This is a genomic window from Haladaptatus sp. HS23 (assembly GCF_056892285.1).
Window position 1 is genome coordinate 121,826 of sequence record NZ_JBXGLH010000005.1, and the last position, 15,647, is coordinate 137,472.

The 15,647-nt window shown below is 61.9% G+C and carries 13 protein-coding genes; 11 read left to right on the forward strand and 2 right to left on the reverse strand.

Going from position 1 to position 15,647, the window contains the following annotated elements; genetic code table 11:
• Positions 1–209: 209 nt before the first annotated feature.
• Entirely contained in the window at positions 210–1,448 is a 1,239-nt protein-coding gene (locus AC1XDK_RS15365) for a mandelate racemase/muconate lactonizing enzyme family protein (protein WP_483350785.1), read from the reverse strand.
• A 66-nt stretch (positions 1,449–1,514) separates the two neighbouring features.
• A complete protein-coding gene (gfo6, locus tag AC1XDK_RS15370; protein ID WP_483350787.1) occupies positions 1,515–2,606 on the reverse strand; it encodes a D-xylose 1-dehydrogenase Gfo6 in 1,092 nt (363 codons plus the stop codon).
• A gap of 114 nt (positions 2,607–2,720) precedes the next feature.
• Between gfo6 and xacF the strand changes: the two genes are divergently transcribed.
• The 11 genes from xacF to AC1XDK_RS15425 all read left to right on the forward strand — a co-directional run bounded on the left by xacF (position 2,721) and on the right by AC1XDK_RS15425 (position 15,625).
• The gene (xacF, locus tag AC1XDK_RS15375; protein WP_483350788.1) at positions 2,721–4,169 is read left to right on the forward strand and encodes a 2,5-dioxovalerate dehydrogenase; all 1,449 of its coding nucleotides are present in this window, start codon (positions 2,721–2,723) and stop codon (positions 4,167–4,169) included.
• Positions 4,170–4,410: 241 nt separating this feature from the next.
• Positions 4,411–5,190, forward strand: coding sequence for an SDR family NAD(P)-dependent oxidoreductase (locus AC1XDK_RS15380; protein ID WP_483350789.1), 780 nt, complete (start codon positions 4,411–4,413; stop codon positions 5,188–5,190).
• 624 nt (positions 5,191–5,814) lie between these two features.
• Positions 5,815–6,570: an HTH-type transcriptional regulator XacR gene (gene xacR / locus AC1XDK_RS15385; RefSeq protein ID WP_483350790.1), complete on the forward strand. Its 756-nt coding sequence runs from the start codon at positions 5,815–5,817 to the stop codon at positions 6,568–6,570.
• Positions 6,571–6,709: 139 nt separating this feature from the next.
• On the forward strand, positions 6,710–7,885 hold the full coding sequence (locus AC1XDK_RS15390; protein WP_483350791.1) for a mandelate racemase family protein: 1,176 nt from the start codon (positions 6,710–6,712) through the stop codon (positions 7,883–7,885).
• Between the two features lie 106 nt (positions 7,886–7,991).
• Positions 7,992–8,501, forward strand: coding sequence for an LUD domain-containing protein (locus AC1XDK_RS15395; protein ID WP_483350792.1), 510 nt, complete (start codon positions 7,992–7,994; stop codon positions 8,499–8,501).
• On the forward strand, positions 8,502–10,706 hold the full coding sequence (locus AC1XDK_RS15400) for an LUD domain-containing protein (RefSeq protein ID WP_483350793.1): 2,205 nt from the start codon (positions 8,502–8,504) through the stop codon (positions 10,704–10,706). It abuts the gene before it with no gap.
• A gap of 86 nt (positions 10,707–10,792) precedes the next feature.
• Positions 10,793–11,755, forward strand: a complete 963-nt coding sequence (locus tag AC1XDK_RS15405; protein WP_483350794.1) for a mannonate dehydratase — start codon at positions 10,793–10,795, stop codon at positions 11,753–11,755.
• A 142-nt stretch (positions 11,756–11,897) separates the two neighbouring features.
• Entirely contained in the window at positions 11,898–13,079 is a 1,182-nt protein-coding gene (locus AC1XDK_RS15410) for a UxaA family hydrolase (RefSeq protein WP_483350795.1), read from the forward strand.
• Positions 13,076–13,381, forward strand: coding sequence for a UxaA family hydrolase (locus AC1XDK_RS15415; RefSeq protein ID WP_483350796.1), 306 nt, complete (start codon positions 13,076–13,078; stop codon positions 13,379–13,381). Before AC1XDK_RS15410 ends, AC1XDK_RS15415 begins: the two co-directional genes overlap by 4 nt.
• Positions 13,378–14,472: a UxaA family hydrolase gene (locus AC1XDK_RS15420; protein WP_483350798.1), complete on the forward strand. Its 1,095-nt coding sequence runs from the start codon at positions 13,378–13,380 to the stop codon at positions 14,470–14,472. The genes AC1XDK_RS15415 and AC1XDK_RS15420 overlap by 4 nt, the downstream gene beginning before the upstream one ends.
• A gap of 127 nt (positions 14,473–14,599) precedes the next feature.
• Positions 14,600–15,625 carry an aldo/keto reductase gene (locus AC1XDK_RS15425; protein ID WP_483350799.1) on the forward strand — a complete coding sequence of 342 codons (1,026 nt, stop codon included), beginning with the start codon at positions 14,600–14,602 and terminating at the stop codon, positions 15,623–15,625.
• Positions 15,626–15,647 lie beyond the last annotated feature (22 nt).

Below are 15,647 nucleotides of genomic sequence, written 5' to 3' on the forward strand. Positions count from 1 at the left end.
GGTATCGGAGCTACGCCTCGTCGAACAGCACGAATCGTAGATTCGTTGGCACGACGAGGGTCACGCTTCGTCGAACGACGCAAATTGGAAATTTGCTGGCACGACAAAGATTACTCTTCGTCGAACAGCGTGAATCAGAGATTCACTGGCTTGATGAGGCGTAGCCTCATCAAACGACGCAAAGTAGAGCTTTGCTGGCTCGATGAAGCTCACGCTTCATCAAACAACTCCTCACCCTCGACCATGTGTTCCCCGACGGCGTCCAAGTCGAGTGTCACGCCGAGGCCGGGTTTCTCGGGAATCTCCATCCGACCCTCCTGAATGAGGCCGTTCTCCTCCACGAGGTCTTCCCACCAGCCGAGTTGGTAGGAGTGGTATTCGACCGCGAGGCTGTTGGGAATCGCCGCGGCGACCTGTGCGGACGCCATCGTCCCGATGGGCGAGGAGACGTTGTGCATCGCGACCGGGATGTAGTACATGTCAGCGAGGTCGGCGATCTTTCTCGTCTCGCGCATTCCGCCCACACGGGGCAGGTCCGGCGCGACGATGTCCACCGCCTGCGGTTGGAGAAGCGTCCGCTGACCGAACTTCCGGTAGACATTCTCGCCCACCGCGATGGGCGTCGTCGTCGATTCCGTGACTTTCTGCTGTACGTCGTGGTTCTCCGGGGGAATCGGGTCTTCGAGCCACCAGACGTCGTACTCCTCAAGTTCTCGGGCGAGACGTTTCGCGCTGCCGCTCGTGAACGACCAGTGGCAATCGAACGCCACGTCCGCGCGGTCCCCGACCGTCTCACAGACCTGCTTGACGATTTCGACCTTGTGGTCTATCTCGGGGCCGCGAAGGTGGCGGTTCGCGCGGTCCTTCTCGTGCCCGGAGGGGACGTCGAGGTCGAACTTGAGCGCGTCGTAGCCGAGTTCGGAGACGACGCGTTCTGCCTCCGCCGCGTTTGATTCGGGTTCGGACTCGTCGCCCGCGTGGCAGTCACAGTAGATTCGCACCTCGTCGCGGTACTTCCCGCCGACGAGTTGGTAGGCGGGGAGTTCGACGAGTTTGCCCGCGAGGTCGTGCAGCGCGATTTCGATGCCGGAGATGGCCGAGATCGTCTTCCCGGAGATGGAGCCTTCGCCGGACATCTTTTGGACGAGGTGTTCGTACAGACGGTCGATGTCGAGCGGGTTCTCGCCGACGAGGAACGGCTTCATCCGCTCGATGATGGCCGTATCGCCGCCGCCCCAGTAGGCCTCGCCGGTACCGACGACGCCGGCGTCGGAGTAGACACGAACGAGAATCCACGGATAGTTGCCGTCCACCATCGTCGTTTGAACGTCAGTTATCTCCGCATCGCGGACCCCTCCACGACGGTTATCGATTCCCATCGTTTCGGCGGAGAGGTCGCGCATCGTATACTCCGCGTTCGGGTCGCGGAGCTTCGCTTGGTCAACCATTGCATGCGAGGGATTCCTAGAGGTCGGTAGTAAAGGTTGCGAATCGGGAGAAGTCGTCCAGGTGGACTACTCGACTGTTACCTGTGTCTTCGTTTCAGCGGCCTCGTAAATGGCGGCGAGCGTCCGCATGTCTACGAGCGCGTGGTCACCGTCCGGCGTCGGTTCGACGCCGCGAATGACGCGGTCGGCGAAGTAGTCGAACTCTTCGGTCATCTCGTCGCCGAACAGGTCGCGTCGGCCGTCGTCGATTTCCATCTCGCGCCCGTCCGCGCCCCGAAGCGTGAGCGTCTGTGGCGTCATCCCCAAAAATGCCGGGTCGAGGCGCAGTTCACCCTCGGTTCCGTTAATCCGCAGACCGCCCGATAGGTTTGCATTCTGGCTGACGGTACAGGCCGCGTACGTGCCGTCGTCGAACTGGAGCGAGAAGGTGGCGTGTTCGTCCGGGACCTCGTCGAACGCGCCGTGTTCGGAGTGCATCTGTGCAGTCGCGCTCACGGGGTCGGCGTCGAGGACGAACCGAGCAGTGTTCAGCGGATAGATTCCCAAGTCCATCACCGTCGATCCGTAGCCGGCGAGGTCGGGGTCGAGTCGCCACTGGTCGGGGTTCCCCGAGACGAAATCGAGCATCTGCTGTTCCATGTGACCGTGAACGGCGACCGGGTCGCCGATAGCACCGTCGCGGACGAGTTCGCGCATTCGTCGGACCTGTGGGTCGGTTTGCATCCGGTAGGCGACCATCAACGGGATGTCTTCGGCGACCGCGACGAGTTCCTCCGCCCGTTCGAGCGTGGCTTCCATCGGCTTCTCGCAGAGGACGGCTTTGTCGTGGTCCGCCGCGGCGGACACGTACTGGAGGTGATACGCGTTCGGTGTACAGACGTACACGGCGTCGTATTCGTCGGTAGCACGGCCCCCGACGAACTCCTCATAGGTGATGGCGGCCGTGACGGTCGGCGTCCCGTCGGCGACGTTTTCCGCCTTTTCGTGGGAGCTACTGACGACGACGGTCGTTTCGCAGAACTTCGATTCCCGAATCGCCGGGATAGCCTGTTCGCGGGTCCACCACCCGAGTCCCACGACGGCGAGGCGGAGTGTTCCCTCATCCAGCACCTCCCAATCTCGCTGCCTGACACCGTTTAGGTAGTCGTTGACGGTCATGACCGGATGATTCGACCCGGTAGGCAAAAAACTAGTGATGTCGGTAGTAAAAATTCGCGCCAAACCTTCGTCGGACCGTAAAAGTCGTATGGGAGAGGTGTGAAAAGGAGGGTGATGTCGGACACGACGAAAAATTACGTCAATGGCGAATGGATCGAATCGGGGTCGGGCGATACCGTCGAGGTCGAGAACCCCGCAAATCCGAGCGAGGTCGCAGGACGCTATCAGTCGTCCAGCACGGCCGACGCGACGGAGGCAGTCGAAGCCGCCGCGGCCGCGGCGGACGACTGGGCGTCCACGCCGGGACCGGAGCGCGGAAAGATACTCCGCGAGGCCGGAAGCCTGCTCGCGGAACGCAAAGAGGAACTCACGGACACGCTCGTCGCGGAGGAAGGCAAGGCCTACGCCGAAGCCAGTGGAGAGGTTCAACGGGCCATCGACATCTTCCACTACTTCGCCGGGAAGGCGGCCGACCTCGGCGGGACGATGAAGAGTCCGAGCGCGCCGAACCAGAACCTGTACACGATTAAAGAACCGGTCGGCGTCGCTTCGCTCATCACGCCGTGGAACTACCCCATCGCCATCCCCGCCTGGAAGCTCGCACCGGCACTCGCGTCCGGGAACACGGTCGCTCTCAAGCCCGCGTCGGCCGCACCCGGCGTGGCCATCGAACTCGCACGAGCGCTGGACGAGGCCGATCTCCCTGACGGCGTTCTGAACGTCGTCACCGGGTCGGGAAGCACCGTCGGCACCGAGTTCATCGAACACGACGCGGTGGACGCGGTATCGTTCACCGGAAGCAGCGAAGTCGGCGGAATGGTGTACGACCAAGCGACGGACGCTGGGAAGCGCGTCCAGACGGAACTCGGCGGCAAGAACCCGACGGTCGTCGCGTCCTCGGCGGACCCGGCGGAAGCGGCCGACATCGTCGCTAACGGCGGGTTCGGGACGACCGGCCAGTCGTGTACCGCGTGTTCCCGCGCCATCGTCCACGAGGACGTGTACGACGAGTTCGTCGCGGAACTCGTGGACCGCGCCGAATCCATCGACATTGGTCCGGGTGCCGACCACGAGATGGGACCGCAGGTCAGCGAGAGCGAACTCGAATCGACGCTCGACTACATCGGCATCGCCGAGGAGGAAGGCGCGACGCTCGCGGCGGGCGGCGACACACCCAACGGTGAAGCGGTCGAATCGGGCTACTTCGTCGAACCGACCGTGTTCACCGACGTGGACTCCGAGATGCGAATCGCACAGGAGGAGGTCTTCGGGCCGGTCGTTGCCGTCATCAAGGTGAGCGATTTCGAGGAGGGCGTCGCCGTCGCAAACGACGTCCACTACGGTCTCTCGGCGAGCGTCGTCACCGACGACCACACGGAAGCCAACCGCTTCATCGACGAGGTGGAGGCTGGCGTCGTGAAGGTCAACGACAAGACGACGGGTCTCGAACTCCACGTTCCCTTCGGCGGGTTCAAGCGTTCGTCCAGCGAGACGTGGCGCGAACAGGGCGACGAAGGCCTGGAGTTCTACACCATCGAGAAAACCGTATACGACAGCTACTGAGACACACTCTGTAGCGTCGTTCGGTTTGTCCCATCTTTCCGCGTGGTATTCCGGTGTGGGATATCGCTACCGACGGGAATGGGTACCGAACGAATAGGTAGTCCTGTCCTCGATAGGAACCCGACCGTGTTCGTTTGAACGTCCGACGAAAGGGCGGTGCGATCTCCGAGTGCACTCGACATCGACAATTTTGCGTACACCAATAGAGTGAAGTAATCATCACGGCTGGTGACGAGTAGACATGTCTGAGACGCTCGATGGTGACACAGCGATCATCACCGGTTCCAGCAAAGGAATCGGAAAGGGAATCGCGGAGCGATTCGCCGCCGAAGGAGCGAACGTCGTCGTCAACTCCCGGTCACGAGAGCGGGCCGAGGAGGTCGCAGCGGCAATCGAGGCCGACGGTGGTACCGCCATCGCCGTCGAGGCCGACGTTACGGACGAAGACGCCATGGAATCGCTCGTCCAGACGACGGTCGAGACGTTCGGGTCCCTCGATATCATGGTAAACAACGCCGGAATCACGACGATAAACCCGGCGGTGGAGTTCGATATCGATGAGTGGCGAAACGTCATCGACGTCGACCTGGTCGGCACGTTCATCGGTTCACAGGCGGCGGGTCGACAGATGATCGAGCAGACCGACGGTGGTGCGATACTCAACATCTCCTCGCTGATGGGTGGTCGTGGTCTCCACCTCCGTTCGCCGTACTGTGCGTCGAAGGCGGGGGTAAACAACCTCACCCGGACGTTGGCCGTCGAGTGGGCGGAACACGACATCCACGTCAACGCGCTCGCACCGGGGTTCATCTGGACCGAAATCACGGGGCAAACCCAGAGTTCGGCGGACTACACGGACGACGAGATTCGCGATAGAACGCCGTTGGACCGATTCGGGACGATAGAAGAGATGGCCGAGTGTGCGCTTTTTTTGGTCGGACGGAACAACTTCGTCACGGGCGAGGTTCTGTACGCCGACGGCGGTTGGCAGGCCTACGCGTGGGGGAGCGGCGACCAGTAGCGACGGTCCGAACCCTTCACTTTCCCGTTCCCGTATCGCGTGCTGATATCGGTAGTTACCAACAGCCGTTTTCGAGACTAGTTCGATGTCATACGAGCGCAGTCACCGTGCGTTTCCCGAGGAAATGATTCTGTAATAGGGAACAGTAGTTCGACGAACGTGGTACAGAGCCATGGGTGTAATGGACGGCATGTCCGCCACCTCGAAAAGAGATATACATCAAAACCGGCCTACGTAGAGAGGAAAACAAATCGTATTATTCGCCTCGATGTATCTCCAAGGACAGATTCGAAACACCGGCTATCGTCCGCGAATCGAATTTCGAGGAGAGAATGTCCCCCGGAATATTCCGAGCTAGAGAATTTTTATCAGATATTTCGACGAGGAATATACAGTTCCCGTCCAAACTCTTATGGGATACGAGTACACGACTGTAACAGATGCAAACCGAATCCACCGTGTTTCCAAACGTGTCGGTGACGGACAATAGGACCTTCATCTCCCGTCTTCTACGACAGCGACACGAGTCGAACGCCGGGTGTATTGCGGGTCAAACATCTATTCCGGTTTCGCGTTCTGGTATCCAGAATATTTATCAACCAGGGCTGTGTGGGTTATGTTGACATGGACGCAAAACACCCGGTACAAACCACCGAAAAAACGCTCACGTTGATCGAAGAGCTGATGGAACGGGGTTCATGTGGCGTGACGGAGCTCGCCGAGGGGTCGGGAATGGGAAAGAGCATGGTACACAACCACTTGACTACGCTTCGAAAACACGGCTACGTCGTGAAAACCGGCGGCGAATATCGTCTCGGGCTGAAGTTCCTCGAAGTGGGCGGCCACACCCGTAAATCGATGGAACTCTACGAGGTGGCGGAGCCGGAAATCAAGTCGCTCGCGGACGAAACCGGCGAACTCGCGAACCTTCTCGTGGAAGAACAGGGGAAGGGAGTCTACCTGATGCGGGCCAAAGGGGCGAAAGCGGTCGATTTGGACACGCACGCGGGCCTCCGAACGTACCTCCACACGACGGGACTCGGGAAGGCCATCCTCGCACACCTGCCCGAGGAACGCGTCGATGAAATCATCGAACAGCACGGACTCGAACGGATTACACCACAGAGCATCGGTACGCGGGAAGAACTGTTCGAGACGCTGGAGAACGTCCGCGAGCGCGGATACGCCATCGACGACGGAGAGCGACTGGAGGGGCTTCGCTGTATCGCGGCACCGATTAAAACCTCCTCGAACGAGGTATTGGGGGCCATCAGCGTCTCCGCTCCCGCGAGCAGGGTGAGCGACGAGGACCTCCACGGGAAACTGTCGAAGCGGGTACTCAACGCGGCGAACGTCATCGAACTCAACATCAACTACTGACCGATAATCGTTCCCCACCGCACCGTTTCACGCTTCGAACCCTTCGACTCACCGAGCGAGACGGTCGAACATCTCCAATTCCTCGGAAGCCTCATCGAGGAGAGATAAATTATATACGGCATCATCGGAAACGGATACTGTGGGACCAGAAATAACGAAAATAGTGAGTACGGAGTTTTCGTACCCATTACAGGACGTGGGAACCGACGAACACGGCTTCAACCTCGTTTACGAACCGGATTCGACGACGAAACGGAAACTGTTCGCCATCGAAGTTCAGACCGACACCGGCATTTCCGGGGAATATATCGGCGGTAACTCTCCCGGTGCCGCCCAGTACAACACCGTCGCGGACTATCTCATCGGAAAGAATCCGCTCGAACGTGAGAAACACTGGAGCGAGGTCAAGCGCGCACTGCGAAAGTACGACCGGATGGGAATTGGTCCGATCGACATCGCGCTGTGGGATTTCGCGGGGAAATACTACGACGCCCCGATTCACGAACTGCTCGGAACGTACCGCGAGCGCATTCCCGCCTACGCGTCCACCTATCACGGCGACGAGAACGGGGGCTTGGACTCCCCGGAGGCGTTCGCCGATTTCGCCGAGGAGTGTCGTGACAGGGGATTCCCCGGATACAAGATTCACGGATGGGGCGGCGGGGATACCTCCCGTGACCTCGACCGAGAAATCGCCGCCGTCCACGCCGTCGGCGAACGCGTCGGCGACGACATGGACCTGATGCACGACCCGGCCTGTGAACTCGAAACCTTCGGTGACGCGCTCAAACTCGGCCGTGCGCTCGACGAAGAGGGGTTCTTCTGGTACGAAGACCCCTTCCGCGACGGTGGTATCTCACAACACGCACATCGGAAGCTTCGACAGGCGCTCGATACCCCGATACTCCAGACGGAGCACGTTCGCGGCCTCGAAATCGCGACCGATTTCGTCGCGAACGAGGCGACCGACTTCGTCCGCGCGGACCCCGAATACGACGGCGGAATCACGGGCGCGATGAAACGCGCCCGGATGGCCGAAGGCTTCGGACTCGACACGGAGTTTCACGCGCCCGGTCCGGCCCAGCGACACTGCATCGCCGCGACGCGAAACGCCAACTACTACGAGATGGCGCTCGTTCACCCCGAATGCCAGAACACCCAACCCCCGGTGTATTTAGGCGACTACTCCGACATGATCGAGGTCGTCGACGACGACGGAACCGTTCCGGTTCCTGACGGTCCCGGACTCGGCGTGGAGTACGACTGGGATTACGTCGAATCGAACGCCACCGGAAGCGTACACGTGTACGAATAGCAGGTCGAACGCGCACGGCCTGCCGACGTTTTTCGCCGTCAATCGACGAGGCGGATGCATCGCCGCCACAAGAATGGTTATTAGGCCACCTCCACAACGTCTTTCCATGCCGACGGAATCGACGACGACGTTCGAATCGTCGTTACGGAAACTCGACGTTCCCTGTACAGTGACGTCCGTCGATGCTTTCGCCGACGCGCTGGCGGAAGCCATCGAACCGCCAGCGGTCGGCGTTTCGTTAGCTATCGACGGAATCTCACTCGACGACGCCGACGTGACCTGCTTACCATCGACGGGAGAGCTAACCGACGCGAAAACCGGCGTCACGCCCGCTGCGCTCGGCGTGGCAGCACACGGGAGCCTGGTGTTACAATCGTCCCCAGATGGAACCGAACCGGTCAGCCTCTATCCGCCCCGCCACGTCGCCGTGGTCCGTGAGAGCGACATCGTCCCCGACGTCCGTGACGCCCTCGAATGGCTCGACGGCGAGTTCGACGACGGCCGGCGCTCCGCCGTCTTCGCCACCGGCGTCAGCGCCACCGGGGACATGGGCGCGTTGGTCGAGGGCGTTCACGGACCGGCGGACGTCCGCGTCATCGTCGTGGAGGGTCGCTAGATGAGCAGCGATAGCCGACGCGAGAAGGCGGCGAAAATCCGCCATCTACTGGAGACGGAAGGCGAGAGCGTTCAGGAGAACACGACGCACTTCAACGAGGAACGGTACGACGCCGTCGAGGAGTTCGCTGGCTACGAGGCGGTTCGTGAGGAGGCCCGCGCCATCAAGGAGGACGCCATCGACAGACTTCCGGAATTAGTGGAAACCCTTCGGGAGTCGGTGGAGGACAACGGCGGTCATCTGTACGTCGCGGACGACGCCGCGGACGCGAACGCCTACATTCAGGAAGTCGTCGACGACACCGACGCCGACTCCCTAGTGAAAAGCAAGTCGATGACGACGGAGGAACTCGACGTCAACGAGCAACTGGAAGCCGCCGACGTCGATGTCTGGGAAACGGACCTCGGGGAGTTCGTCATTCAAATCGCGGACGAAGCGCCGTCGCACCTCGTCGGACCGTCGTTACACAGAACGACCGACGACGTCGCGGAACTTTTCAACGAGTACTTCGACCCGGACGAACCGTTCGAGACGGCGGAGGAACTCACCGAGTTCGCCCGGGATTACCTCGGCGAGCGGATTTGCGCTGCCGACATCGGCATGACCGGCGCGAACTTCGTACTGGCCGACTCGGGGACGATAACCCTCGTCACCAACGAGGGGAACGCCCGGAAGTGTGCGGTGACGCCCGACACACACATCGCGGTCACAGGCGTCGAGAAGATACTCCCGTCGCTGTCGGAACTCGGACCCTTCGTGGAACTCATCGCCCGGTCGGCCACGGGACAGGACATCGCCCAGTACGTCTCGCTGTTTAGCCCGCCGACTGAATCACCCACGTTGGACTTCGAGCACCCCGACGACCCGGAATTCGGAACGCAACGTGACCGGGAGTTCCATTTGGTCCTCATCGACAACGGACGTATGGCGATGCGCGAGGACGACCAACTTCGCGAGACGCTGTACTGCATTCGGTGTGGTGCATGCGCGAACTCGTGTGCGAACTTCCAGCACGTCGGCGGACACGCCTTCGGCGGTGAGACGTACACCGGCGGCATCGCGACCGGGTGGGAAACCGGCGTCCACGGCATCGACAGCGCCGCCGAGTTCAACGACCTCTGCACGGGATGTTCACGGTGTGTCACCGCCTGTCCGGTGAAAATCGACATCCCGTGGATAAACACGGTCGTTCGTGACCGCCTCAACCGCGACCACGACCCCTCGAAGTTTGACTTCCTCGTCGAAGGGTTGACCCCGGACGAGGAACCGGGGGGACTCGACCTCCAGAAACGAGCGTTCGGCAACTTCGAGACGATGGCGAAGGTCGCGAGCAAGACCGCGCCGGTTTCGAACCGATTGCTCGGGTCGTCACCGGTCAGAGCCGCGATGAGCCGATTCGCGGGTATCGACGAGCGTCGTGACCTTCCAACCTTTCGGGACGAATCCCTCGTCGAATGGTTCGAAGCACGGGGCGGGAGCAACGTTCGCGACGCCGACCGAACCGCCGTCCTCTATCCGGACGTCTACACCAACTACGTCCTCGTGGAGCGTGGGAAGGCCGCAGTGTCAGTCCTCGAATCCCTCGGCGTCGAGGTGGTCGTTCCGGACGTTCCCGGAAGCGGGCGCGCCCCGCTTTCCCAAGGGATGATCGACACGGCCGAATCGAAGGCTCGGCGCGTGTTCGAACGGCTTCGGCGGGATATCGACCGCGGTCGGGACGTGGTCGTCGTGGAACCGAGCGACCTCGCCATGTTCCGACGGGAGTACGAGAAACTGCTCCCCGTCCGCGCGTTCGAGACGCTCTCCGAGAACAGCTACGAGGTTCTCGAATACGTCTTCGGGCTGCTGGAAAACGGCGCGGATTCGGACGTAATCCCACGGGGTGCCCCGAAAATCGCCTATCACAGCCACTGTCAGCAACGAACCCTCGGCCTCAACGTGTACACCGAGGCGGTCTTCGAACGCCTCGGCTACGACGTGGTCACCTCGGACGTGGAGTGCTGTGGCATGGCCGGAAGCTTCGGGTACAAATCGGAGTACTACGAGTTGAGCATGGACGTTGGAACGACGCTCCGCGACCAATTCGCCGACGAGACCGACCGAACCATCGTCGCGTCCGGAACGTCGTGCACCGAGCAACTCGCCGACCTGCTGGACGAGTCGGTGAAACATCCGGTCGAACTCCTCGCACCTCGCGGGCGCTGACGTTTCAGCACCGTTACCGTCCCCCGTTGCAACCGGTCGTCGAAAGAGAGAAACAATGATACCCCCTGACGAGAGACACTCTCGACATGGAGCCAGCACTCATACTCCCACCGGAGCGTGACGAGCGATGGGAACTCGCCAAACAGATGGGCGTCGAACGGGCGGTCGTCCATACACTCGAAATCGGCGACGGGAGCAAACCGTGGCGATTCGAGGACCTCATGGAACTGACCCAACGTTTCGAGGACTTCGGCATCGACGTCGACGTCATCGAGGGGTGTGTCCCGATTTCCGATGCGACGCGACTCGGACGGGACGGACGCGACGAGGAGATAGAACGGTTCAAACGATACCTCCGAAACCTCGGCGAACTCGGCGTGCCCGTCGTCGCGTACGACTGGATGGCCGGTCTCCGCTGGGCGCGCACCTCGACTGCGCTCCCGTCACGAGGCGGGTCACTCACGACCGGATACGACCACGACCTCATGCAACGTGGCCCCGACCAACCGTTAGCCCCCGTCGACGGCGAGGAACTCTGGGGCGGCCTCGAACACTTCCTAACGGAGGTCGTCCCGGTCGCGGAGGAAGCCGGAGTGAAACTCGCCCTTCACCCCGACGACCCACCGCTGGGGAACGTTCGCGGCGTCGACCGTATCATCACCAGCGTGGAAGCCTACGACCGGGTACTCGATATCTACGACAGCGAGTACAACGGTATCACCTTCTGTCAGGGTAACTTCGCCGCGATGGGGGCGGACGTTCCGGAGGCCATCCATCACTTCGGGGACCGTATCAACTTCGTACACTTCCGCGACGTGGACGGAACCGCCGAGAAGTTCGTCGAAACGTGGCACGACGACGGCCCGACAGACATGCTCGAATGCGTCGAGGCGTATCGGGATATCGGCTTCGAGGGACCGGTTCGACCGGACCACGTCCAAACCATGGCGACCGAATCGAACGACAACCCCGGCTACATGACGCTGGGGCGACTCTACGCTATCGGCTACCTGAAAGGGCTTCTCGAGCAGACGGACGACCGACGGTAGCGGGGTTCCGACCGACGATACTCGCCCCGATTCACCGATAGGGAGAGCCACTGACTTCCCCCGCGGTGGACTACTTTTCGAGGCGTTTCCCACCGAACGCGGAGTAATACCTATTGCACTCCTCCGAGAACGGTGTGAGTGTATGAGTACCACGTTTCACGGGTATCGCCGAGACGACGGACGTGTCGGCGTCCGCAACTACGTCGCCCTCATTCCGACATCCGTGGCCGCCAGCCCGGTCGCCCGTCACATCGCGGGCGAAGCGGGCGAGTGGGCACGAGCGACGCCGCATCAGATGGGGACGACGCAACCGAAACCAGCACGGAAACAGACCGAACGAGTCCTCACCGGAATCGGCCGGAATCCGAACGTCGGAGCGGCAGTCGTCATCGAACTCGGGACAGAGGACATCGACGCCGAGGCGCTCGCCGACGACATCGCGTCGACCGGAAAACCGGTCGAAACGCTCTCGATTCGGGACTGTGGGGGAACGAAGCGTGCCCTCGCCGACGGCCAACGAACGGCGGAATCCCTTCACGAAGGAATCGCCGACGCGCGGCGAGAGGTGGCGGACGTGTCGGAACTGATCTTCGGAGCGGAGTGCGGCGGGAGCGACGCGACGAGCGGTATCGCGGCCAATCCCGCGGTCGGGAACGCCGCGGACCGAATCGTCGCCGCCGGTGGAACCGTCAGTTTCAGCGAAACGCCGGAGTTCATCGGTGCCGAACACATCCTCGCCGACCGATGTGCGACCGACGAGGTTCGCGAACGACTCCTCGAACGAGTCGAAGCACGCGAAGGGCAGGCGAAGTTGATGGGCGTCGACCTCCGAGGGGCACAACCCACACCGGGGAATCAAGAGGGCGGATTGACGACTATCGAGGAAAAGAGCCTGGGAGCCATCGCCAAAGGCGGGACGACGCCCGTCCGGGGACTCGTCGAATACGCCGAAACCCTGCCGACGGGCGGCGGCCTCGTTCTCATGGACACGCCCGGATACGACGTCGAAAGCGTCGTGGCGAAGGTGGCCGGCGGCGCACAAATCGTCGCGTTCACCACCGGACGAGGGTCGACGACCGGAAATCCCATCGCGCCGGTCATCAAAGTGACCGGTAATCCACACACGTGGAAGAAAATGCGGAACAACATGGACGTGAACGCCTCCACCATCGTCCAAGGTGAGGAAATAGAGACCGTGGGTGAGCGGCTGTTCGAGACCATCAGGGGAGTCGCGGACGGCCGCCGAACCGAAGCGGAACGACGTCAGTTACAGGAGTTCGCCATCAACGAGATTCAACCGGAAGAACTGGAGGGAGCAACATGAAAGGCGACGTCATCGAAGGGGCCGCTCTCGTCATGACCCAGCGTGATTCGGTCGCGACGGCCTTAGAGGACCTCGAAACCGGGAGAACGCTCTCGTACGGGAAACGGGATGTGACGCTCTCGGACGAGATTCCCTTCGGTCACAAGTTCGCGCTCGAACCCATCGACTCGGGTGACGAGGTGTACAAGTACGGGGCCGTCATCGGTCGTGCGACCGACGACGTTCCGGCGGGAACGTGGGTTCACACGCACAATTGCGAGAGCACACGTGGCAGAGGCGACCAACAGGAGGGAACGCGATGACGGGAACCATCGACGGATACGAACGGCCGAACGGAACCATCGGGATACGCAACCACATACTCGTCGTCCCGTCGGTCATCTGTTCCCACCTCGTCGCCGAGCGTATCGCGGACGGTCTCCCGTACGCCCGTGCAACTCCGCACGACCACGGGTGTGCGCAACTCGGCGCGGACAACGAGCAGACGGCGCGGACGCTCGTCGGAATCGGTACGAATCCGAACGTGGCGGGCGTCGTCGTCGTCGGCCTCGGCTGTGAGGAAGTGCAGAGCGACGACGTCGCCCACGCTCTCGCCGAGCGAGGGGTACCGGTGCGCGAGCTTTCGATTCAGGAAGTCGGCGGGACCGACGCCTGCGTCGAGCGGGGAATCGAACTGGCACGCGAGTTGTGGACGCAGGCCGATACGCAGGAACGGTCGATTTCACTCGGCGACCTGACGGTCGGCGTCGTTTCGAGCGACCTCCGTGAGAGTACGCGCGAGACGGCCGGTCCGCTCGTCGGAGAGGCAATCGACGAGCTAGTGGGATTGGGTGCACGGGTCGTCGTCGCGGGAACCGAGCGCGTGCTCGCACATCCGGACGCTGCACGCGCCCGGATGTCCTCGGAGGCGGAGGCACAACTCGACGGACTGCTCTCACGCCATCGAAACCAACCACCTCGTGCGACGCGCGTCGGGATGCGTGCCTCGACGCTCGACTTCGAGGAGATAACGCGGGAGTGGGGGGCGGAAGACATCGGAGAGGTTATCGAGTACGGGTCAGCGTCGTCTCTCGATTCGGGTCTCGCACTCCTCGATGCGCCGTCCCGATTCGAGGAGGCGGCGACCGGTTTGGTCGCCGCCGGTGCGGGACTCATCCTCCACCTCACCGCCGACGGGATTCCGGCCGGGCATCCGACCGTTCCAGTCCTCAAAGTCTCGGGGGAGGAGTCCACGGTCACCGCTCTCGCGGACGACATCGACATCGATGCGACGACGGCAACGGCGGACGACCTGTTGTCCTCGATTCGAACCGTCGCGGACGGTCGACCGTGTTCGGTCGACGACCACGGGTTGACCGAGTTCGCAATAACCCGCATCGGGCCGTCGATGTAACTCCGGCCGATTCACGGCTCACCCGACGACACGCGTCGGTGCGACACTCGTTTGGTCCGACCCCACGAGACACCCGCCAGTCGAACAATCCAAGTGATTTTGATGCTTCGCCCCGTGGGTTCGGACGATGGAATATCGTACATTGGGTTCGACCGGAACGAAGGTTTCCGAACTCTGTTTCGGAACGTGGCGCTTCGGCAAGCGGACGGGCGACGTTCTCGAAACCGACCGGGAGAAAGCACACGAACTGCTCGACGCCGCGTGGGAGCGGGGAATCAACTTCATCGACAGCGCGAACGTCTACGGCAATCCGAACGGCACGAGCGAGGAGTACATCGGCGACTGGCTTTCGGACCACGACCGGGAGGACTTCGTCCTCACGTCGAAGGTGTACTTCCCGTTCGACGGGTGGGGCGAACCGGGTCCCAACGACTCCGGCCTCTCACGGACGCACATCCGGAACCAAATCGACGGAACGCTCGACAGACTCGGCACCGACTACCTCGACCTCTACTACATCCACCGCTGGGACGAGGAGACGCCAATCGAGGAGACGTTGGACGCGCTAAACGGGCTCGTCGAAGACGGGAAGGTGAACTACCTCGGGGCGTCCACGATGGCCGCGTGGCAACTCACGAAGGCGCTGTGGAAGTCCGACGTGCACGACTGGGAGCGGTTCGAAGTCACGCAACCGCTCCATCACGCGGGCTACTACGAGGACGTGACCGACTATCTCGACGTTTGTGCGGACCAAGACCTCGCGGTCTGTCCCTATTCGCCGCTCGCGGGAGGGTTCCTCACCGGGAAGTACGAACGCGCGGACCCCGACGACCCACAGGCAGTGGAGGGTCCTGACGGCGCTCGCGGGAACTTCGACGACGTGTTCGGCGACTACTACGCGTCGGAACGTGGCTGGAAGGTTCTCGACGCCATTCGAGAAGTTGCCGACGAGGTGGACGCGACGCCCGCACAGGTATCGATTCGGTGGCTGATGGACCACGACGACTTCACCTGCGTTCCGATAATCGGCGCGCGAACGACCGAACAGTTAGACGAGAACGTCGGCGCGTGCGACGTCGACTTGACCGACGACCAGTTGGACCGAATCATGGACGCGCGATACCGGGACGGGGACACCCTCTGGGGTCACTGACCGTCGTCAGGTTGCACCGACC

Bases quoted from the DNA above. Each gene is read 5' to 3' on its own strand.
- xacR (WP_483350790.1), top strand. From the start codon at position 5,815: ATGGACGCAAAACACCCGGTACAAACCACCGAAAAAACGCTCACGTTG.
- AC1XDK_RS15400 (WP_483350793.1), top strand. From the start codon at position 8,502: ATGAGCAGCGATAGCCGACGCGAGAAGGCGGCGAAAATCCGCCATCTA.
- AC1XDK_RS15415 (WP_483350796.1), top strand. From the start codon at position 13,076: ATGAAAGGCGACGTCATCGAAGGGGCCGCTCTCGTCATGACCCAGCGT.
- AC1XDK_RS15395 (WP_483350792.1), top strand. From the start codon at position 7,992: ATGCCGACGGAATCGACGACGACGTTCGAATCGTCGTTACGGAAACTC.
- AC1XDK_RS15380 (WP_483350789.1), top strand. From the start codon at position 4,411: ATGTCTGAGACGCTCGATGGTGACACAGCGATCATCACCGGTTCCAGC.
- AC1XDK_RS15425 (WP_483350799.1), top strand. From the start codon at position 14,600: ATGGAATATCGTACATTGGGTTCGACCGGAACGAAGGTTTCCGAACTC.
- AC1XDK_RS15420 (WP_483350798.1), top strand. From the start codon at position 13,378: ATGACGGGAACCATCGACGGATACGAACGGCCGAACGGAACCATCGGG.
- xacF (WP_483350788.1), top strand. From the start codon at position 2,721: ATGTCGGACACGACGAAAAATTACGTCAATGGCGAATGGATCGAATCG.
- AC1XDK_RS15405 (WP_483350794.1), top strand. From the start codon at position 10,793: ATGGAGCCAGCACTCATACTCCCACCGGAGCGTGACGAGCGATGGGAA.
- AC1XDK_RS15410 (WP_483350795.1), top strand. From the start codon at position 11,898: ATGAGTACCACGTTTCACGGGTATCGCCGAGACGACGGACGTGTCGGC.
- AC1XDK_RS15365 (WP_483350785.1), bottom strand. From the start codon at position 1,448: ATGGTTGACCAAGCGAAGCTCCGCGACCCGAACGCGGAGTATACGATG.
- gfo6 (WP_483350787.1), bottom strand. From the start codon at position 2,606: ATGACCGTCAACGACTACCTAAACGGTGTCAGGCAGCGAGATTGGGAG.